This is a genomic window from Pseudoalteromonas sp. PPB1 (assembly GCF_015356275.1).
Taxonomy (GTDB): Bacteria; Pseudomonadota; Gammaproteobacteria; order Enterobacterales; family Alteromonadaceae; genus Pseudoalteromonas; species Pseudoalteromonas rubra_D.
In genome coordinates this window covers 43,640-62,398 of record NZ_JACEQV010000010.1, presented here as the reverse complement: position 1 = coordinate 62,398, position 18,759 = coordinate 43,640, and the positions used below count along the sequence as shown (strand labels likewise).

Sequence of the window (18,759 nt, the reverse complement as noted above, 5' to 3'; positions counted from 1 at the left end):
GGGGCCTGCACTACAGCGCAAGCAGAGGTTCACCTAATAGCTGGTTCAGGCGACTGCGACGCAGCTTCTCCTGCACCGCAAGATACTGTTGCTGTTGAATGTGTTGTTGCTGAAATAACTGCGTGTCTACTGCCGTCAGGGCATTAGCCAGCCGCACTACATCTTGTTGCAGCAAATTGTCCGAATGCGGCAGAGGCAGTGAAAAATGCGGGGTAAGTGGATTATGCATACCGCCTCCTTAGATAGAAAATGCCCGTAAAGCGCGCACTCGAGGACGCTCCGTATGGCTGCCAGAAAGCAATAATTTTACCCGGGCACTGCGCTCGGTCAGGCTATCCAGCTGGTAATGACACAACTGCCAGCCTTCATCCGCGGCCTGTGTCGATTTCAGCGGCACTTCAAGCCAGCTGTCGCCCTGCTCAATCAGTACCGTGACTTTCGCAACACCTGGTAGCTGGGCTTCAAAACTCACTTTAAGACTGCCATCCACTTCACAGGGGACGCCCGGGTCACGTAATCAGCCTGCTCCGCCACGGTGCCCAGTGCAGCCTGGACGCTTTCAAACAATACCGGAGACTGGGTCTCGGTGCCGGTCAGCCTGGCACTGACATTAATTATTTCTGTGGCTTTGTTAGCTAGCCGGACGGACTGCAACTCTTGTAAGCTGAACGTGCCCGTGCTTTCACCTGAAAACTCAAGTTGTAGTTGGGTGTCACTCCCGGGGCGCTCTGCAACAGCCAGAGCAAGCAAGTCTGTGTGGCCATCCAGCGCCACCTCGCCCAAAGCCACCTGACTTTCTGTTTGCGTAAAGCGCGCCGCTTTAAGGCGAAACGCCAGATCGCGGTTCTGATGCGGTGTCCAGGTTGACGCATTACTTGAAGACAGCAAAACACCGACCTGGTAAGGCTGGCTGGTTACCCATCCACTGTCACTGTCAAACTTGCCCAGTTCAGCAATCGCCACTTCATGCTCATCACCATCCGTGAGCACCACTATCGCGTATTCTTCGCCGGCATTAAGCGACACCGGAGTAAACTCAAATAAGGTCGGTTCACCCCCAAGTTTAATGTCGCCTTGCTCTAATGTCGCCTCTGCCAGCACCGTCTGGTTGGGGATCCCCAGTTCGGTTTCGCGGATCTGTACGCGGACCGCTTCCTCACCGGTCTTTTTAAACCACAGCTCAACGGCGGCTATAAAACGGCGCTCAGGTAAGGTAAAGGTTTGCGCCAATGGGTCATAACGCACCGTCACTATTGAATTGATACGTCGTACGGTTTCGCTGCGAATGGTGGCATTGCCGGTATAACGCGCCTGCCCCATCGAGTCTTTTTCACCTATGAAACGCACGTCTTTGCTGCCCACCGGCACATTGCCTGGGGATCAAAAATCGGCCACGTATCTGGCCGTTGCTGTCTGCCTTGATCATTAAACCTCCTGAGCCTGGACACTGATCCCGTCAAAGGTCACCCGCTCCAGGGTTTCCTGCGGACCAAATCCGGAAATAGTAAAGTTCACCCAACGTGAACGCATGAATTGAGCCTGACGCGTGGTGCGGCTCAGTACCTGAGTGCTGGTGCGTGTACGCGTTAACCTGCGCAGTCCCCGGCCGATATCAAAACGTCGGGTGATGGGGCTGGTCCAGCTACGGCTTGTCTGGGTCCAGTGGTCGACACTGGGTGTCAAACGCACCGTGGCTGGAATAGGTTCCACCGCCTGATAGGGGTTGACCTTCATGCTGCCAGTTTGTTTGGTTTGCGCCAGCACGTCTTCAAGTTCATAAGGCAAGGTCAGTACATTGCCGCTCGGCAAAGGCAGTTCAACAATATCGGCGCTCAGGGGTAAAATAAGCTCACCATCGACAATCGCTGCCGTTTGTTCAATGCCGGCATCACGCATATCATCATCAATGAAAGGATCAACAAATACGCCGAACTTACTGGCAGACTCCTCACTGTTGGCGTCATTGCGCAAACGCTCAATCGCCAGTAACTGATATAAATCACTGATCTGAGACTGCATTTGTTCCAGCTCTGACATAGAGACCGCCCTGACTGCAAGGTTTTCGATCTCCGGCGCCTGATCGGTAAACCAGATCTGACTCACCTGCGCCAGTGGCAGATGATTGGCCGGCACTTTTGGCGCAACGGGCAGCTGATGTGCCGGTTGTCCTTTAATGCGTTTGAGCTGGCCAAAGCGGTCCAGCACCACAAGATCAATACGCGGCCGATACCACTGATAATCCACTGTGATCAGGGCATTCTCAACCAGCTCTCCCTGTGGCTGCTGCTTTTGCAGGGTAAAACCAAACTCATCATGTTCAATTGCCACCTGAGTACGAAAGCGGTATCGCACCTCAAACTGGCTGCCTGGGGCGGGTTCTTCACCACTGAGCTGCCAGCTGATGTGATTCCGTAAGAAGAGGAAGTCAACGCCAGCAACAAAGGTCGTCTCTCCCTGCGTGACACTCAGGATCTCCAGTACTGACTCATCCGGAAGCAGATCCTCTCCACCTGCCAGTTGAGCCCGAGTCAATATCGCGCTTTTTTCAATGCTGACATTCACTTCTTCTATGGCTTTCACCGGGAAGAAGTCCAGGTCAACCCGCATACTGCGCGCGCCATCGTCAGATGCCGGTACACTGATAAATGCCTTTGGCTCTTCTCTGACCGTGCCAATATCCGGGTCCCAGTCAAAGGCAGTGCTGCGCGCGGTATCAAAGGCGACTTCATAACCCTGAATATGCGCTTTACCCTCTTGCAAGCTAAAGACCTGCTGATCGGCTTCACGGTCACGATAACTCAGCGCCATGCCTTCCACGACATAACTGCCGCCGTTGGCTTCGCGGTCATAACGGGCCAGTGCCTGAGTCACCGCATCCAGCTGAGGCGGTGCTTGTTTGATGATCAGCACACCATCTTCAATGCGGTGTACGGGGTAAAACGCATCTTCTTCGGCCAACGCGTCCTCTCGCAGTCCCCACTGACAATGCTGCTGTAATCGGGCGGCGCCTGGTTCATCATAGTTAAGGGCATTGACGGCCGGATCTCTGAGCGATGGATCTTCAATTTCCGTTACAACACTGTGAGTTAGCCAGACACCTATATCAACACCACCTTGCAGCGTAATAGTAAATGTGGCTGCGGGTATCTCTCTGATATGACCGTCCAGATAAACCTGGGCCGCGCTCAGCTGAACCTCTCCGGATACGGCGTCTATCACGACATCGTCGCCAGACACCAAATCGCCATCTTTGAGCAAGACATCGGCAATTCCTTTCACCTGATCCCGTACCTGAGATTGTAAATCGTTCAGCTCCCGGCTTTGCAAACCACGCCCAGAACGAAACAGCAGCCGCTCATAGCCATTGGCTTTATCATAATTGTGATAATAATCCTGTAGCATGGGCTCTCCTAAAAACTCATCACAAATTCAAAACTTTCCCGGACGCCTGGCTCTCTGACCAAAGGCGCCCGGTGATCCAACAACAACAAAGTCCCCGTTGATGCGATTTGCTCCGGCGGTACATAGACCTGCCCCGCAGCCACATCAGCTGTGAACGTCGTGCCTGAAAAGATCCCCAGTTCGCGAACAGTTTCGCCCTGTGCATCTTCAAAATCGAAAACGAATTGGCAATAAACATGACGCGTAGGTTCAGCACTGTGGCGATAACGCGCGCCCTGAACATCGATGTCGCCTTGCTCATCCGGCTCACAAAAACCCTGAAATTTAACTTTGCGATACCCTAAGGGATCAGCCAGTTGCGTGGCACTGATGGGTTCGGATGGTGGCGTCTGCCAGTTGCCATCACCGCGGCCCCAGGCCAGATAAAGAGAGGTTTGGGCTACGCTGCGCGCAAGCAGAGTCCGCCCGTTAAAGGTGAAAATAGACAATGTAACTCCTTGTTGAGTGGTTAGGTAAGTGAGTAATGGCACTGAACAAGCTGAGGTGTCTGACTGTCAGACCAGCTCACTGTTGACCAGCTTGCTTGCCAGAGTCCGGGTTGGGTTTGGATATGACTGACAATGGCACGTTGATGCGAAATACCAGCCTGAAGGTGACTTACAGGCGGTACACTGAGCACCAGCGTGCCCAGACGGTGATTGTGGACATGACCCCACAGCTGGCCTCGCTTGCGCAACACTTTACTCCCGCCCTGCGCAGACAGTTCCGTTCGTTCGCTGTGAGTACGCTGGCGAGACAACCTCACTTGCTTGCAATCTTTCAAGGTATAATGAAAGCCTGACTGATCACTGAGCAGATCGCCAAACTGACCTGATGACAGCGCCAGCTCGCGAATATCGAGCTGATAAGTGATCCGAACCAGCTCGCTGCGGGCCGGTGCACTTAGCTCACTCAGTTGTGCCAGCCGATTGAGTTGCCACTCACCTGGTACACTATCAAGGTGCAATTGATAACGATAAAAGTGCCGAAGTGATCCCGACTCTTCAATGTGTAATAAGGGCACCCCAAGCCAACCAACCGCCATCGCCAGACTCGCTCGCGTACCTCGGATCCGCTGCCAGCTCAGCCCCTGCAATAGCACTTGATCCAGGTTATCCAGATAAGGTTCCAGAGGATCCAAACCATATTCCCAGACCAGCCAGGGCAACAAATTGGGATTGGGATGAGACTTAAAGCCTCTGAGCAACGAAATACTTGCTTCCAGTGTTTGTGTAAGCTGCCCGTGCTGATCTAACGCCCGTTGTAATGGGGTGTGATTAGGTGGTACCAAAGGTGTATTAGCGGTTAAGTTTTCAGACATAGACTTACCTGCTTCAGCTGAACATATTGATTTGCCGCCACTTCGACCAAAGAAGCTGGAGTATGGATTTCAACATGCTTAACGCCCGCAACATGCAACTGGGCACTGAGCCAACTGGGTGTCATTACCGTGCCCAGCGCCAGCTCTGTCTGCCACGCAGCACGCAGCTTCGCTTCCAGCTGCTCAAACACCCGTAAAGGCGTATTTGAGTTGAGATAAATATCAGCGTGGACATCCACCTCAATGGCCTCTGCTAGCTCTACGTCCACTGTATCGGTCAATACTTTGACTTCATCACTGAGTACATAGCTGCGTACTTGCTGCAATGCCGCTGTCGGATCCTGATCCGCATGAAATAGCACCGCCACGCGAACCTTACCGGACTCGGGACTATCTACTTCCACGTCACGGATCGCACTGGGGGCGGCGGTCAATGCTGCGTTGCGATAGTGGTCTTTACTGCCCGCCGTACTTGATGCCAGAGTCTTTTGCCGGATCCGTTGACGGAACCCGCTATCGGCTTCATTGGCTGCCCTCAGGACACCGTAAAACAGCCCAAGCTGGTCCAGATCGGCATCCTGCGCTGTTGCCAGCAAGTTAGACTGTACGGCTTCATTTATGCGCTGTCGTAACAATAATTCGCGGTAACTTTCGACCTGCAAGCATACCGATAACGGATCACTTTGCAGGGCCAATGCGTCTGCATACTGCGGCGCAAGGGCTTTAAACCGCGCCACCCGCGCCTGATAAATGTCTTCAAATTCAATAGATTCTAAAATATCGGGCGCAGGGAGCGCCGTAAAATCGAAAAGGTCGGTCATAGTACAACCTGTTTTAAGTGAACATAAGTGTGAAGCGAAGATGCGCTGGACTGTAGTAATCATCAGCCAAAAACAGTAAGGCTGCTGACACACTTACAATAACCCGCACATTGCCCCAAGGAATGGCAAGAAATCCAGTTTCCTGAGTCAGATTAGGTAAACAAACAATTTATCTTAGGGTAGCTCTGGCCAGGTAACTTGCCCGGGATCCGTTAATCCATTCGGTAAGTCACGGAGTGCTTGACGATATTCAGCCCATACTTGCTGCTGCTCTGGCGCGATCGGTGCGTCCGGGATCTGCGTCCAGTCACACTCCTGAAGTAGCATATTGCGTCGTTTTCTTAGTTCATCCAGTAACTGGGTCCGACAGGCATCATCCACAATACTTTCCGGTACGCCCGCCTCCAGCAATTCCGCTTTTGTTGAGTTAATATATTCGATTCCCTGATACTTAATATTAGCCAGCATTAGACTGCTCCCCAAAATTGTAAACTCGTATTCGTCTGTGGTGTTAATCTCTCACTGACATCCATTCCGGATTTCACCGAATCGCTAAAGCCCCATGCAGCGATAAAATCAAGCACTTTACCGTCAGAGACATCAACATCTACATTCAAAGGTTCCTGCGTGCACTTCCTCTTAATCACCGATAGGTACTTTCCGATGAACGACCAGGAATGCCAGCCAATCCATCCGCAATTATGGGCCGTAAACCACTGTGGATTTGCCACTTGCTTTAAGTGACAACCCTGAAACAAGATTGAGGCAGTGCCCAATCCAATCCCCTCTGGGTGGACGATACAGTCATACGTCTCAAATTGCGTGTCCCGGAAATATAAATCAACGGTGCCACTGTGTTCGTTGTACCCCTGTAGAGTAACCATACCGTGGCGGTAAGGAGCAGACTTTTTACCAATTTCAGCAACCTGTCTGAGTGTGATATTCTTCGTCGCCAGATTCACCCCATTTGTGATCCTGATTGGATTAATAAAGTCACACAACTCACCGGCCGCACTATATTGTCGAAAGGCCTTAAACTCGATAATTGAAGTTTCTTTATTTCGTCCTGTAATTAACAAGTTACGACCAGGGGGGACATACAATTCCGTTTTCCAGGTGCAGATGGTGTTTTCAGGAATGATAATCTCAACACTCTGGTGCCCTGCTTCGAACTGTTCCCTGACTTGCTCGGCAACATCGACGTCACTGAGGGCATCTACTTTAGTGTAAATATTATATGCTGAACTCAAATAGCGACTGTTCGCTTCTTTCATAAAGCCCTGAAAAGACGCACGGGCTTCTGCTACTTCTTTGTCTATTACTGACGACTTAGCAATAACCTGACCGGTCAGTGCATTATTGGCTTCAGTCAGTTTGGCAATTTCCTCGTTTAATGAAACGAGACGTCCTTCCAACGTTTCTGTATTGGTTGACACAATTCAATTCCTTATAGTTAAAATGTACGGCGGGTATGCTTAAGGCTGAGATGGCTTGTTATGTACCAGCCACGAATTGTCAGGACTGGTTTGGGTTATCAGATAGCAACCCGGAGCCAGTTCGGTATCCGGAGGAGTGAACTGTTCGGCGTATACCTCTACATTTCGATAAAATGCCAGAATGCCACCACCAGTCGGCGAGATATCTGCTCTAAACTGTGGCATATATGTGAAGCTTCTTTCACCATTTACCATGCTGACATCTGCCGCAAAAGTAACATTTTGCATGGCAACCGTACCAACCCCGGCGAAGCGACTGTAGTTAACGGCAACAAAGTGCGGAAACAGTGCGCCTTCTCCCCCGTAAAGTACAATCACAGGGTAAAAATCATTGCTGCTCGAAAGTGAGTAATTCGCTCTGCCAATGTTCTCAAACAAGCGATTGTGCTCTAACGTAATATGCTTTTCAAAGTCACCATCAAACTGCAGCGCAATTCGGGTATTAATACCCCGCGTATTAAATGCCACTGCACCTGTACAGTGTAATTTCAGACCGTAATGGAGCCAATCCGTTTGTGTGTATGCTTCAAATTGAACATTACAGTCTGGTAGGGTAACACCACTGAAATAATGCGTTTGTTCGTTAGCCGCCAATTTTATGCGTGCCGAGCAGCCGGCTGTTAAACGGCGGCATGCCTCAGTCAACGTTTGTAACGGTTGTTCCGGCGTTTTACCATCATGGTTATCGCTACCGATATTGGGGTCAGCGTTTACATACAGTTCGGTTTCCAAGTGCGACTTGATGGCATTAATTGCGGTATCTGGCACTGAATTCAGGGCAGTATCAATGAGACCCAGCTGACTATTAACTTCATTCGTTAATAACTGAGCGCCGGCGACAAGGTTGGCATTTTCATCAATTAGCTCTGCAATTTTCTGACTCAGCGTCGTCATAATGCTTTCCTCATTTGAATTAACTGCTCATTAAAAGCTATTTGTCGTAAATTTGATTGGATCTGAGCACTGGCCATTTTTGTCTGAGCCAGTGCCATGGTGAGAAACTCTTCACCGTAGAACAGATTGAGGTCACCCGATGCGTGGATATCAATGCTATCTCCAGGCACAGCATTCAAGATCAGATCAAACCCCTGAACAATTTGTGCCAAGGGAGTCTGGTAGAACAATGCATTTTCGGGGTGAGACCACACCGCAAACAATGTTCTATTTTGATCATTAAGAAAAAACCCCACTTCACGCACGGCATATTGCGCTGTATCCTTGAAAGTCCCAGTCACGTTGTAATGACCTGCACCGACGACCTTACCACCACTCACATCGACTCTATTTCGCTCGTTTTTAAGCTGAATTTGGTCACGATGAGCGATATATCCTTGATCTCCCACTGCTATCTGCGCAATTTCAATCTTGATCCCCTGATCATGTGCGCTAACAGCGGCATTTAACCCCTGCTGTGTTATGACAGGTGTATACGTATTCATATAATGTCCTTTTAAATAAGCGTCATTTTTACACTTTGAATTGATAGCGTATTAGCCTTTGATGCTACTTCTGACTCACCTTCAAACCGCATATAGCTCTGTTGTTCAAAGTTGCCGGTTCCAATACAGGACCCCATAGAACGCGCTGCCAGCACTATACTATGCTCATCAAACTCAGCCCCCTCATCGTTCAGCAGGTTTGTACTGTCTGATATTGAAGGTTTGTCTGTTCCAGCTATCGCGAATAACTCAGTCCTGAACGTAAAAGCAGGACTTGCTTGCATGTTAAGCTGGCTCACGGAGTGCGAGGCTGCCATATTGCTTAGCGAACACTCAGCAGATTGCGCAACCCCAACGCGAAACTGGATTTGACTACGACATGGTTTAGTCGCAGCCACTGTTTGCCACAGCTGTGCCTGAAGTTTTGGCGTCAGTAATGTGTCCCCTTGCGGGTCCAGATTGTCATGGGCCAGTGCCAGTAACTCAGCACTATGTGGTGCACCACCGGTTTGCCACCATTCCTGCAATTCAACACTGGCATTCAGGCTACTCAGCGACTGCTTAACTGCCCCCGCGGTGCCTTTAATTCTGTGATTAGGCACACTGTCGGCAATCACCTGACGCTGAATATGCTCAGGCCAGAGATTATCCCAACTATCCACGCTTAACCCATCTGCCAGCCAGGGCAAAAAGTGCACCGGACAGTGCCATGGGTCCCAAAGTTGCGAGAGTGATACTGGCACCTGGGTGATGCGACTTGCTGCGTTATCCAATGCCCGCTCAAGCTTACTTGCCTGATTGGGTAGCAGTGACTCAGACATGCTCGCCTCCGATGTCAACTTCAATTGCGGTGCAATAAGCTGCTTCATCCTGATCCACCGTGATGTCCCACTGTGGTTCGAGTAACTCAACCCGCTGTACGCCTTCACGATGCAATACCGCATACAGAGCAGATAAAGAAATATCATGACCGAGTTTGCGGTGCTCATTGAGCCAATCTGAGGTGGTTTTTATGGCCAGCTGCTTAATGGCATCGCTATCCATCCCCGGATATAAATACAAGCGAGCATTGATGGTAAAACTGCGGATAGAAGCGGGTATCACCCTGACTCTGTCCGTCAGTGGACGGATCTCATCCTGGTTGAGATACGTCTGGACTGTATTCAATAAAGCGTCCGATGCCAGGCCCGAACCCTCATCACTGAGAATGGTCACTGCCACATCACCCGGCATCGGCTCGCTTAATCCCGCATTTGATGTACAGGTCAGCACGAATGCGCTTGTCGCGCTGTCGTCAGTCACTGAAGCACGCTCGAATTCAGGTGCGGATACATACACATCCCGTACCTTCGGTGAGGCTTTCATAGCATGAAACACATAAGCGCCCGCGGGTCCCGCAGTACTGAATCCTTCCAGTGCCAGGCGAATGCGTTCACGATAACGCTCATCACTTTCATACTCCGCTGGCACTGAAGGAACCGCTTTGGCATTGCCTGGTGAGGTTACAGCACGTTCAACGCCAAAACGTGCCCCCAAGTAATCCAGCTCAGTGCTGCTGGCTTTGGCCAGTAATACAGCTTCAGCCGCCTCATTTATACGCTGCCGCAACAGCATTTCCCGATAGGCAAAGGCCTCTATGAGCTTAATGGCGGGATCACTGGCATAATCCAGCACAGCCCCGTCATAGCGTTGGGAAAAATCCGCCACAATCGCGGTTTTTATCTCATCAAAACTCAGCTGCTCTATCAGCTTGGGCGTAGGTAAACGGGCCATATCTATGGCACTAAAATTGGTCAGAGACATAGCAGCTCCTGATATTACAAGTTTGGAAATTAAGGCGGGCAGCGAAAAAATGTAGCGAGCGGGCAAGGGTTACAGCAGGTTGTTAACGCCATTGGCGCGTTCAATGATCTCCTGCTTTACAGTGTCCAACCCTTTGCTCTGATATGGAAAAGTCAGCTCACCCGTTGCCACTTTCCCTTCAATATCACCAATGCTGGCTTTCAGAGAGGTCACAGACGCTTTCACGTCTTCCAGGCTATTGGCTTCCGACAGTTTGTTGACGAATCCACTGAGTTCGTTGAGTAATAAGTGTGTCGTGTCCGACGTTGTACCAAGCAAGGACTGGCTGTCTGCTACCTGCTTTTCTACGTCACTACGAACCTGAATACGATTTATCATTTGCTGCTCAGCCTCACTCAGCTCAATGGAGTACTCACTATGTTGTCCGAAGTTTTCCTCCACAAACTGCGCAATCACCGCGGGTGGGGTAAATGGGTCAAAGAATTGCTCTGCTATTTGATTATTGACGATAAGTTTTGCCATGTTGCACTCCTAAGGTAAAGTTGGGGTTGGTTGATGTTCATAAGCAGACACTGCACTGTCACCCAAGTATGGGAACTGACCCCAGGCGCTAGCAATTGGGACATTACCAGTGACTACCGCAGGCAATGCAACCTGAATCACCGTTGTTTCAGACAGATCAAGGTGCGTACCATTGATGTAAGGGTGGCAATGTGTGTACAAATTACGATTACTATGGCCTATACCACCGCCGCACACCTTAGCAGGCGCATTTGCTTCTAAACCGCTACACCAAAACCCAGTTGGCACCACACCACGAATGTGTTTTACAACCGCTGCACACGTCATGAAGGTAGGACGACGCACGTATTGATACATCATGTATGATTGTGCTTTCTCAGTATTCCCCTGCGCATTGGTGATATTGCGGTAAGGGGCAAACTCCAGCTCCCAGATATTAAAGTTCTTGGCAAAATACTTCGTGTCTGAGCCGATTGCGCGTAAAAACTCACGTGCAAGCTCGCTTCTGTCGTTTACTTCAACCCCGGTTTCTACAGTCTCAACTAACCTGGCTTGTTTTAAAATCCCTGCGCCCCAGTCCTTTGGAAATGAACCATCTGTATTTGGAACAAGGGCCTGGTTCTTTGTCACTCGAAAATGCGACTGAGATTCCGTATACGAACTCAGCTTCGCATCCACTTTTGCCAGATGCTGATCCGTTTTGCTCTGTGAAGCACTAATAGCCGCATTGAGCGCGCTATCAATACTCTGAATTTTGTTGTCTACCGTGCTGGTCAGGGCTTCTGAGGCTTCAACCAGGCTGGCAATATCGTGTTCTAATGCCATATATTTCTCCGTTTAAATTTGAGTTAAAAAGTGTCTAAATTGAAGTTCTTGGAAACTGCGCTTTAATGGCGTTACGTGCGCCCAGCCAGCGCTCACGGGCCTTGCCAGCCTGCGGGCTGTGTTCACCATACTCAGCGCATGCCGCCAAAAACTGAAATGCGAGGCCGTCACTGTGCTGTTGATAGGCCTGCACCCGGGCAGCATCAACGTGCGCCTGATGTTGCAGTGCTTTGGCTTGTTTGAGTAATTTTATGGCCTCTTCGGCCAGCTGTTGTGCCCGCTCAGGAGCCGTGCTGTATTGCGTCATCGTAGTGCCTCCTTGTGTATTCTGTTCTGGTGCCTAAAGCACGCCGTTGTCCATCAGTGCAAACTTGAGTTTCAGATGTCGATGCATATTGCCGATTTGTGCCTTGCCCATTTTGGCCAGCTCAGGGGCCACCAAAATATTGAACTCAACCCCCTGATCGATCACTGTGATTGAGTCTGATGGCACGCCTGTCAGGGTCAAGTCAAACGCCAGTAGCAACTCAACGTCATTGGATTTATAAGCAATTGACTCAGTTGGGGAGGAATACACAGCGAACAACACATGCTGTATTTGTCCATCGACTTCTTCTTCGGTGTAAAAACCGATTTCATTGACGAAAAACCCCTCTCCCGCTATCGGCTCAGCATCACGCACCGTGAGGTGTAGCTGTTTGCCATCGGCGAGTGTTTTGGCACTGGCCAGATCCAGTTTGTATTTCTCGTCCTGCAGACGAGTGATCCCTTCATGGGGCTGATAACTACCGCTGCCCAGACCCACTTTACTGATTTTGGCTTTAAAACCACCTTGTTGCGCTCTGAACAGCGCCGACAAGCCCGCCGAAGTGATCACGGGCTGAAGTAAAATACTCATTGTTAGAAACTCCTTTATGCAGGTGCGCCAAGCGTGCCGTAGCAACGCACTGCACTCACCCGACGGCGACTGATATGCATCACCGGGGCGGCGCAACTGACACTGTTAATAAATTCATCGGGAATACGCTGATCCGACAGTCCTCTGAAACGAACAACCTGCACAGGTCGGCGTGTCATACAAAATGCCTGGCGTAAACCGCACTGAGAGATCCGGTGACGTAGTTTATCCACTCCTGCACGGTGTCTGAGTACCTGATAACGCTTATCGGATAAAGACGCAGCCACAGACACACTCGCCTGGCTGTCACGCTGTTTGGCTTTGTCGCCAATACAGGGCTCAACCGCACCATATAAGCGCTTATGCGTGATCGGATGGACAATTGCCCCCGCCGCCGCAGCGCTCGCCATTTTCATCCCCACCAGGAAATCAAAGTGCGCCTTTTGTGGCTTAGTCTGGTTGGTCACCCGATGGATAGCATCGTAAAGGCTTTGATCCAGCTTGACAGCCCGGCTGGTGTAAGGCAGCGCATTGGCCCAGGCAATAAAAACGAAGGTATGTGGCTCCGTGCTTAAGTAAGGCGCCAGATAAACATCATCGGTATCTTCAAACCACTCGAAAAACTCCAGCTCCAGACCCAGCGAAGAGAGCGCTCGTTTCACTGAGCCGACGGTTCCCTTGTGCTTGTGGATCGGAACTGAGCGAGCGATCAACGCCCGTTTGGTTTCGCTCGGCCAGTTTTCATCCCATTCATCCACCGACAGGGCCCATGCCAGCCAGGGCAGCAGAGACTCCGGGCACGTTTGCGGATCCCAGAGCTTGGCCACATGCTCAGGTGTGACACCCCGCTCCGCATAGTGTGTGCCTGCACTCAGGCTGCGTTCTAATTCAGAGGCTCCTGGCGGCAGTAAATCAGTACTGACTGTCACGAAGACCTCCTAGAAAAAACTCAAATGCAGCGACAAACTCACGGCCTGCGTATCTTCGGGCGTTATGTCATCCGAAGGTGACAATAATTTAATTTTGCGCACCCCGCCCTGATGTAACAGATCGATAATTGCAGAGTGCGGGATCTCTTTACCCAACCGGGTATGCGCCTGATTAAATGCATCCAGTGCAGTATCAATCGCCAGTCTGACCTGCGACTCATTCACACCCGGGTTAAGATAAACGTGGGCTTCAACAGGCACACTGGTTGGCCTGGTGGCCGATACCTGCACCTGATCCGTCAATGGCCGAACATCCTCATGATTCAGATGGTCTGACACTGCACTTTGTACCGCTGCCAGATCAGCACCTATGTCGGTCAGTACTGTTACTTCAACCACGCCGGGTGTGCTCGATGTAACATGAACATCCCGTACCCGAGCGTCTGCGAGCAAAGACTGAAACTGATAAGCACCTGTCGTACCGGCCATACTGTGGCTTTCTAAAGAAAGCGGAATACGCGCCCGATAACGCTCATCATCTTCTGCATCAGCCCGTGCAACACCAAACAAGCCACCGAGGTGATCAAGATTACTGCCTGAGGCGAAGGCCAGCATCACCGCTTGTGCAGCGTCGTTCACCCTTTGTCTCAGAAGCAATTCCCGGTAGGCAGCAACCTCCAGCACTTTGATGACAGGATCAGATGCCAAAAAGCTGTGTTCAGGCAAACGTTCCGATATCGCCTCAACTAACTCAGCGCGGATCTCTTCGTAGTTCAATGTTTCTATCACCGCTGGTGGTGCCAGGCGTGACAGATCTATCGCGGTATTCATAGGTCAATTCCTCAGGCAAAAACTGTCCGGCCCGAACAGCCTTGCTCAGGTAAGTCAGTTTCAGTCAATGTGTAGAAATGTGGTGACGGTACTTCACGATACGCGTGTCGGTATCGACCGCCCTGCTGGCTAACCGTTGTTTCGTTTAGCACTCAACAATGCGTCGAGCTTTTTATCGATAGAGTCAAGACGCTTTTCAATGCGCTTCTGGTCCTCTTTGCGGATTTGCTTGAGATGTGCAAGCTCCTGCGAATTCGTGGTGATCCGCTTGTCCAGATCATTGAGATATAAAATGCCTGACACCAACAGTGCAATGGTGGTCAGGATATGAGCCAGATTCAGCTCCTTTTTCATTTGCCATTGGTCGGCTTGCATGGTTTGGCCACCTCCTCATTCATAGTTTCCCCCAATTTAAGATTGCCACTGCCCACTGAGCATTTGCTGCGCCAGCTCCTCTGCGCGCTCAGGAACTTGTCGGGCCCAGCGACTATCCAGCATTTCCAGTGCTGCTCGCTCAAAGTCGCCATGTTGTACTGCATCAAGCATGTTATTGAAACCCAGCAACCCTCGCACACCGAGGTTGAAGGCCATATTTGTCAGCACTGCCTGACGAGCTTCATTGCAATGAGAGATATCAACACGACGCCGCACACCAGCCTGAGCATTGGCCACATCCTGTGCCAATAACTGCTCCGCTTCTTCCTCAGCTATACCATTTTGTTCCAAATTTCTGCCATACCCTATCGTGAGTTTGCCAGCCGTGCAGTAATAAGGAAAACGACGGAATCCCTCATGTTTTTTTATCTGCTCAACCGTATTCATAATTGTCATTGTGTTCCTCCTTATGGCTGACACAAGCTCTGAAGCAGACTACGCTCAGCTTTAACGAGCCAAAACTCTAACGAGCGTTTTGAGTCAAAACCCAGCGTTTTTGCAACCTGTGCAATGTCTCCTTCAACCAGATACTTACCGCGCAGTGCACGGATACATTCAGGCCTAAGTTGTGCAATCTGCTGTGTCAATGTCTCTATTTCTTCAGGCACGCTCATCATATCGCTGCTCACATAACGGGCACTGGAATCACCTACTCGCTCGGTCACGGCCTGACGGCTAAACCCTTTACCCAGTTCTTTTGCACGCCAGAAACGACCCCAGCGTTTTAAAGCGGCGCGTAACTGCTTAATGGTTGGTTGTGTCATCATCATTGATCTTTCCTATTACTTCTAAAATATCGAGTGCATAAACATCCTCGACCAGACCGACAACGTCGTTCCACCTAGGGCTGTATTCTTTGTTTTCCCAGCGTCTCAGCGTGCGCTCTTCGACGCCATAATGTGCTGCTGACTCAGCCTGCGTATAACCTCTTAAGAGACGGGCAAATCTCAGGATATCTGCCCCCATCGGGGTTCTTTTTTGCTGCGTTAACCGCGGCTTTGCATACATATATTGCTTCATCGTTTTCCTTATACTGTGAAGTCATTCATCAAACAAAACAGCGTCCCTTAAATGGCTAACAAATTGCAGCACTCGTATGTGCCAGGCCGCGAAGGTAAGCGGTTGTAGACAATGGTGGCCACTGTTTATTTCTCTGGTCATTGAATTAAACTGGTGCGTATGTGAACCTGGCTTACTGGTCACAAGCCCCATGTAACATCCGCTGTTCTGAATGTGCTGGCGCAGGGAATGAAGGAAAAGTGCGCTGATGCCAAAACTGCATCACATGTTTACAACTCCATGTCGTAGCTTTATCAAGCTTAGGGCTATAATACCGTTTTCATTGGCCCGAAACAGGTCAAAAATGCCCTAACAATTATAAAGTTAAAATTTATCCCTGAATCTTGTAAAAGCTAACTAGCGACTCGCGATAAAAGCAAACCAGATTAACAATTGTAAAATTTGAAAGGGTTTTCTTCACAAATTGGCCAGTGTGTCAGACAAACATTGCCCCCGTGCACGGCATTCACTAGAATAACCACATCTAAATAAAGAGAAGCAAAATTCATGGCTCAATATATCTATACAATGTCGCGGGTGAGCAAAGTCGTACCACCCAAACGCACAATCTTAAAAGATATTTCTCTGTGCTTTTTTCCGGGTGCCAAAATTGGTGTGCTTGGTCTAAATGGTGCAGGTAAATCAACCCTGCTACGTATCATGGCCGGGGTAGATACCGAGTTTGAAGGGGAAGCACGTCCGCAGCCAGGCACAAAAATTGGCTATCTGCCTCAGGAGCCGGTGCTGGATGAAAGCAAAACGGTGCGCGAAACCATTGAAGAAGCAGTGGGCGAAGTAAAACGTGCACTGAGCCGTCTCGACGAAGTATACGCAGAGTATGCAATGGAAGACGCCGACTTCGACGCCCTTGCTAAAGAGCAAGGTGAGCTGGAAGCCATTATCCAGGCACACGACGGTCACAATCTGGACAACGCGCTGGAACGTGCCGCAGATGCACTACGCTTACCTGAGTGGGACGCTAAAATTGAGCACCTGTCAGGGGGTGAACGTCGCCGGGTTGCAATCTGTCGCCTGTTACTTGAAAAACCAGACATGCTGTTACTGGACGAACCAACCAACCACCTGGATGCTGAGTCAGTGGCCTGGTTAGAGCGTTTCTTACATGACTACGAAGGCACTGTCGTTGCCATTACCCACGACCGTTACTTCCTTGATAATGTGGCGGGCTGGATCCTGGAACTAGACCGTGGCCATGGTATTCCGTGGGAAGGTAACTACTCTTCGTGGCTGGAGCAAAAAGATGCCCGCCTGAAACAAGAAGAGAAATCTGAAAAAGCACGCCAGAAGTCTATTGAGAAAGAACTTGAGTGGGTACGTTCAAACCCGAAAGGCCGTCAGGCTAAATCCAAAGCTCGTATGGCACAGTTCAGCGAACTTCAGCAGTCTGATTACCAAAAACGTAACGAGACCAATGAACTGTTCATCCCACCAGGGCCTCGCCTGGGTGATCAGGTAATTGAAGTCAATAACCTGACCAAGAGCTTTGGTGATCGCGTCCTAATTGACAACTTAAGCTTCTCAGTGCCTAAAGGTGCTATCGTCGGTATTATCGGTGCCAACGGTGCGGGTAAATCAACCCTGTTCAGAATGCTCAGTGGTCAACACCAACCGGACAGCGGCGACATTGTACTGGGCGAAACCGTAGAGCTGGCGACCGTTGAGCAGTTCCGCGACGACATGGATGGCAACAACACCGTATTCCAGGAAGTATCTGATGGCCAGGACATCCTGAAAATTGGTAACTTTGAAGTGCCCAGCCGTGCGTATGTTGGCCGCTTTAACTTCAAAGGCAATGACCAGCAAAAATTTGTGAAAGAGTTGTCTGGTGGTGAGCGCAACCGTTTGCACCTGGCCAAACTACTCAAGGCCGGTGGTAACGTGATCCTGCTGGATGAGCCTACCAATGACCTGGACGTGGAAACCCTGCGTGCACTGGAAAACGCGATTCTGGAATTCCCGGGCTGTGTCATGTGTATCTCGCACGACCGCTGGTTCCTTGACCGTATCGCAACCCATATTCTGGATTACCGTGACGAAGGTCAGGTGAACTTCTTCGATGGCAACTACACAGAATATGAAGAATGGCTGAAAAAGACCTATGGTGCCGAGGCCGCAGAGCCTAAGCGCATCAAGTACAAAAAAATTGGTTAATCGCCAATAATGCCAGATATGAGCCCTGACTTTCAGGGCTTTTTTATACCTACTCAGAACGAGAGTTTGTACCAATCTACATAACTAATGCGTACTATTTCAAGGCGAGAAAAGAGTATCGTTAACCAGGTAAAGATTTTGCGGTTTAGGCACCTAGATAAGAAACTTTTAACGCCGCTAGTGCCAAATTTTCGCCTGCAAATCGAACAAGTTGTAAGTGGCATTGGTATTAGTGGAGACTGGGGCAAAAACTAGCTAAGCTATAGATAAACAAGCTAAGAGAATACTGATGAAAGAACGTAGACGATTTTCACGCGTACTGTTTTCTAACCCGGCGGTGTTGATGACGGCCAGCGGCGATTACAAGTGCGAAGTCATCGACCTGTCACTCAATGGCGCTTTAGTGACTTTACCTGTTGGGTATGTGCCCCTTAGAGATGAGCCGGCCAGCCTGCGCTTTGCCCTGCCGCAAAGTGACATACAGATAGCCATGGAAGTACAGGTCCGTCATATTGAGGAATGTCACCTCGGTGTACACTGTAATCAAATCGACCTCGACAGCGTCACGCATCTCAAGCGTCTGATTGAACTCAACCTGGGGGATGATGACGTACTTCACCGCGATCTGGAACAGCTACTGCTACACGACTAAGCACTGCATTAGCTGAGTTTTCTATCTGACTCGCTTGTCGCAGCCAGAAGTAATGGGCTCCCTACTGATAACACTTTACTATTCGGATACGAATTAAAGTGTGCAGACTAGCATT

General features: G+C 50.1%; 25 protein-coding genes. 2 read left to right on the top strand and 23 right to left on the bottom strand.

The features are described 5' to 3' along the window. Positions 1-10: 10 nt before the first annotated feature. The 23 genes from IY568_RS11840 to IY568_RS11735 all read right to left on the bottom strand — a co-directional run bounded on the left by IY568_RS11840 (position 11) and on the right by IY568_RS11735 (position 15,781). A complete protein-coding gene (locus IY568_RS11840) occupies positions 11-229 on the bottom strand; it encodes a hypothetical protein (RefSeq protein WP_194867641.1) in 219 nt (72 codons plus the stop codon). Between the two features lie 9 nt (positions 230-238). After that, entirely contained in the window at positions 239-472 is a 234-nt protein-coding gene (locus tag IY568_RS24760) for a hypothetical protein (protein ID WP_228553307.1), read from the bottom strand. After that, on the bottom strand, positions 469-1,347 hold the full coding sequence (locus IY568_RS11835; RefSeq protein WP_228553306.1) for a hypothetical protein: 879 nt from the start codon (positions 1,345-1,347) through the stop codon (positions 469-471). Before IY568_RS11835 ends, IY568_RS24760 begins: the two co-directional genes overlap by 4 nt. A 78-nt stretch (positions 1,348-1,425) precedes the next feature. Beyond that, positions 1,426-3,402: a DUF4815 domain-containing protein gene (locus IY568_RS11830; RefSeq protein ID WP_194867640.1), complete on the bottom strand. Its 1,977-nt coding sequence runs from the start codon at positions 3,400-3,402 to the stop codon at positions 1,426-1,428. Positions 3,403-3,410: 8 nt separating this feature from the next. Then, positions 3,411-3,890 (bottom strand): hypothetical protein, encoded by a 480-nt coding sequence (locus IY568_RS11825; protein ID WP_194867639.1) that lies wholly within the window; start codon positions 3,888-3,890, stop codon positions 3,411-3,413. Between the two features lie 20 nt (positions 3,891-3,910). Further along, complete coding sequence (locus IY568_RS11820; protein WP_194867638.1) at positions 3,911-4,762, bottom strand: phage tail protein; 852 nt, start codon at positions 4,760-4,762, stop codon at positions 3,911-3,913. Then, positions 4,747-5,583, bottom strand: coding sequence for a baseplate assembly protein (locus tag IY568_RS11815; RefSeq protein ID WP_125562284.1), 837 nt, complete (start codon positions 5,581-5,583; stop codon positions 4,747-4,749). The genes IY568_RS11820 and IY568_RS11815 overlap by 16 nt, the downstream gene beginning before the upstream one ends. 174 nt (positions 5,584-5,757) lie before the next feature. Continuing rightward, positions 5,758-6,051 (bottom strand): tail fiber assembly protein, encoded by a 294-nt coding sequence (locus tag IY568_RS11810; RefSeq protein ID WP_125562282.1) that lies wholly within the window; start codon positions 6,049-6,051, stop codon positions 5,758-5,760. After that, entirely contained in the window at positions 6,051-7,019 is a 969-nt protein-coding gene (locus IY568_RS11805) for a hypothetical protein (RefSeq protein WP_194867637.1), read from the bottom strand. The genes IY568_RS11810 and IY568_RS11805 overlap by 1 nt, the downstream gene beginning before the upstream one ends. Positions 7,020-7,058: 39 nt before the next feature. Beyond that, positions 7,059-7,973: a hypothetical protein gene (locus IY568_RS11800; protein ID WP_194867636.1), complete on the bottom strand. Its 915-nt coding sequence runs from the start codon at positions 7,971-7,973 to the stop codon at positions 7,059-7,061. Beyond that, entirely contained in the window at positions 7,970-8,518 is a 549-nt protein-coding gene (locus tag IY568_RS11795; RefSeq protein ID WP_125562276.1) for a phage tail protein, read from the bottom strand. The genes IY568_RS11800 and IY568_RS11795 overlap by 4 nt, the downstream gene beginning before the upstream one ends. A gap of 11 nt (positions 8,519-8,529) precedes the next feature. Further along, positions 8,530-9,339 carry a phage tail protein I gene (locus IY568_RS11790; RefSeq protein WP_194867635.1) on the bottom strand — a complete coding sequence of 270 codons (810 nt, stop codon included), beginning with the start codon at positions 9,337-9,339 and terminating at the stop codon, positions 8,530-8,532. Beyond that, the gene (locus IY568_RS11785; RefSeq protein WP_194867634.1) at positions 9,332-10,321 is read right to left on the bottom strand and encodes a baseplate assembly protein; all 990 of its coding nucleotides are present in this window, start codon (positions 10,319-10,321) and stop codon (positions 9,332-9,334) included. The genes IY568_RS11790 and IY568_RS11785 overlap by 8 nt, the downstream gene beginning before the upstream one ends. A gap of 69 nt (positions 10,322-10,390) precedes the next feature. After that, entirely contained in the window at positions 10,391-10,843 is a 453-nt protein-coding gene (locus IY568_RS11780) for a hypothetical protein (RefSeq protein WP_138539430.1), read from the bottom strand. Positions 10,844-10,852: 9 nt separating this feature from the next. Next, on the bottom strand, positions 10,853-11,668 hold the full coding sequence (locus tag IY568_RS11775) for a hypothetical protein (protein ID WP_125562268.1): 816 nt from the start codon (positions 11,666-11,668) through the stop codon (positions 10,853-10,855). A 34-nt stretch (positions 11,669-11,702) separates the two neighbouring features. Beyond that, the gene (locus IY568_RS11770) at positions 11,703-11,975 is read right to left on the bottom strand and encodes a hypothetical protein (protein ID WP_125562266.1); all 273 of its coding nucleotides are present in this window, start codon (positions 11,973-11,975) and stop codon (positions 11,703-11,705) included. A 33-nt stretch (positions 11,976-12,008) separates the two neighbouring features. Further along, positions 12,009-12,566 (bottom strand): phage tail protein, encoded by a 558-nt coding sequence (locus IY568_RS11765; RefSeq protein ID WP_125562264.1) that lies wholly within the window; start codon positions 12,564-12,566, stop codon positions 12,009-12,011. Positions 12,567-12,580: 14 nt separating this feature from the next. Beyond that, positions 12,581-13,495: a phage tail protein I gene (locus tag IY568_RS11760; protein ID WP_138539431.1), complete on the bottom strand. Its 915-nt coding sequence runs from the start codon at positions 13,493-13,495 to the stop codon at positions 12,581-12,583. Between the two features lie 9 nt (positions 13,496-13,504). Then, on the bottom strand, positions 13,505-14,326 hold the full coding sequence (locus IY568_RS11755) for a baseplate assembly protein (RefSeq protein ID WP_194867633.1): 822 nt from the start codon (positions 14,324-14,326) through the stop codon (positions 13,505-13,507). 129 nt (positions 14,327-14,455) lie between these two features. Continuing rightward, positions 14,456-14,701 carry a hypothetical protein gene (locus IY568_RS11750; RefSeq protein ID WP_010385180.1) on the bottom strand — a complete coding sequence of 82 codons (246 nt, stop codon included), beginning with the start codon at positions 14,699-14,701 and terminating at the stop codon, positions 14,456-14,458. A gap of 36 nt (positions 14,702-14,737) precedes the next feature. Continuing rightward, positions 14,738-15,157, bottom strand: a complete 420-nt coding sequence (locus IY568_RS11745) for a glycoside hydrolase family protein (protein ID WP_010385181.1) — start codon at positions 15,155-15,157, stop codon at positions 14,738-14,740. 11 nt (positions 15,158-15,168) lie between these two features. Continuing rightward, positions 15,169-15,531, bottom strand: coding sequence for a hypothetical protein (locus IY568_RS11740; RefSeq protein WP_125562258.1), 363 nt, complete (start codon positions 15,529-15,531; stop codon positions 15,169-15,171). Beyond that, positions 15,506-15,781 (bottom strand): helix-turn-helix domain-containing protein, encoded by a 276-nt coding sequence (locus IY568_RS11735; protein ID WP_125562256.1) that lies wholly within the window; start codon positions 15,779-15,781, stop codon positions 15,506-15,508. The genes IY568_RS11740 and IY568_RS11735 overlap by 26 nt, the downstream gene beginning before the upstream one ends. 546 nt (positions 15,782-16,327) lie before the next feature. Between IY568_RS11735 and ettA the strand changes: the two genes are divergently transcribed. Both ettA and IY568_RS11725 read left to right on the top strand, forming a co-directional pair. Then, complete coding sequence (gene ettA / locus IY568_RS11730) at positions 16,328-17,992, top strand: energy-dependent translational throttle protein EttA (RefSeq protein WP_010385184.1); 1,665 nt, start codon at positions 16,328-16,330, stop codon at positions 17,990-17,992. Between the two features lie 289 nt (positions 17,993-18,281). Continuing rightward, on the top strand, positions 18,282-18,644 hold the full coding sequence (locus IY568_RS11725; protein WP_125562254.1) for a PilZ domain-containing protein: 363 nt from the start codon (positions 18,282-18,284) through the stop codon (positions 18,642-18,644). Positions 18,645-18,759 lie beyond the last annotated feature (115 nt).

Bases quoted from the DNA above. Each gene is read 5' to 3' on its own strand.
- IY568_RS11830 (WP_194867640.1), bottom strand. From the start codon at position 3,402: ATGCTACAGGATTATTATCACAATTATGATAAAGCCAATGGCTATGAG.
- IY568_RS11790 (WP_194867635.1), bottom strand. From the start codon at position 9,339: ATGTCTGAGTCACTGCTACCCAATCAGGCAAGTAAGCTTGAGCGGGCA.
- IY568_RS11765 (WP_125562264.1), bottom strand. From the start codon at position 12,566: ATGAGTATTTTACTTCAGCCCGTGATCACTTCGGCGGGCTTGTCGGCG.
- ettA (WP_010385184.1), top strand. From the start codon at position 16,328: ATGGCTCAATATATCTATACAATGTCGCGGGTGAGCAAAGTCGTACCA.
- IY568_RS11750 (WP_010385180.1), bottom strand. From the start codon at position 14,701: ATGCAAGCCGACCAATGGCAAATGAAAAAGGAGCTGAATCTGGCTCAT.
- IY568_RS11725 (WP_125562254.1), top strand. From the start codon at position 18,282: ATGAAAGAACGTAGACGATTTTCACGCGTACTGTTTTCTAACCCGGCG.
- IY568_RS11820 (WP_194867638.1), bottom strand. From the start codon at position 4,762: ATGTCTGAAAACTTAACCGCTAATACACCTTTGGTACCACCTAATCAC.
- IY568_RS11795 (WP_125562276.1), bottom strand. From the start codon at position 8,518: ATGAATACGTATACACCTGTCATAACACAGCAGGGGTTAAATGCCGCT.
- IY568_RS11785 (WP_194867634.1), bottom strand. From the start codon at position 10,321: ATGTCTCTGACCAATTTTAGTGCCATAGATATGGCCCGTTTACCTACG.
- IY568_RS11800 (WP_194867636.1), bottom strand. From the start codon at position 7,973: ATGACGACGCTGAGTCAGAAAATTGCAGAGCTAATTGATGAAAATGCC.
- IY568_RS11735 (WP_125562256.1), bottom strand. From the start codon at position 15,781: ATGAAGCAATATATGTATGCAAAGCCGCGGTTAACGCAGCAAAAAAGA.
- IY568_RS11745 (WP_010385181.1), bottom strand. From the start codon at position 15,157: ATGACAATTATGAATACGGTTGAGCAGATAAAAAAACATGAGGGATTC.
- IY568_RS11780 (WP_138539430.1), bottom strand. From the start codon at position 10,843: ATGGCAAAACTTATCGTCAATAATCAAATAGCAGAGCAATTCTTTGAC.
- IY568_RS11840 (WP_194867641.1), bottom strand. From the start codon at position 229: ATGCATAATCCACTTACCCCGCATTTTTCACTGCCTCTGCCGCATTCG.
- IY568_RS11770 (WP_125562266.1), bottom strand. From the start codon at position 11,975: ATGACGCAATACAGCACGGCTCCTGAGCGGGCACAACAGCTGGCCGAA.
- IY568_RS11775 (WP_125562268.1), bottom strand. From the start codon at position 11,668: ATGGCATTAGAACACGATATTGCCAGCCTGGTTGAAGCCTCAGAAGCC.
- IY568_RS11815 (WP_125562284.1), bottom strand. From the start codon at position 5,583: ATGACCGACCTTTTCGATTTTACGGCGCTCCCTGCGCCCGATATTTTA.
- IY568_RS11810 (WP_125562282.1), bottom strand. From the start codon at position 6,051: ATGCTGGCTAATATTAAGTATCAGGGAATCGAATATATTAACTCAACA.
- IY568_RS11740 (WP_125562258.1), bottom strand. From the start codon at position 15,531: ATGATGATGACACAACCAACCATTAAGCAGTTACGCGCCGCTTTAAAA.
- IY568_RS11755 (WP_194867633.1), bottom strand. From the start codon at position 14,326: ATGAATACCGCGATAGATCTGTCACGCCTGGCACCACCAGCGGTGATA.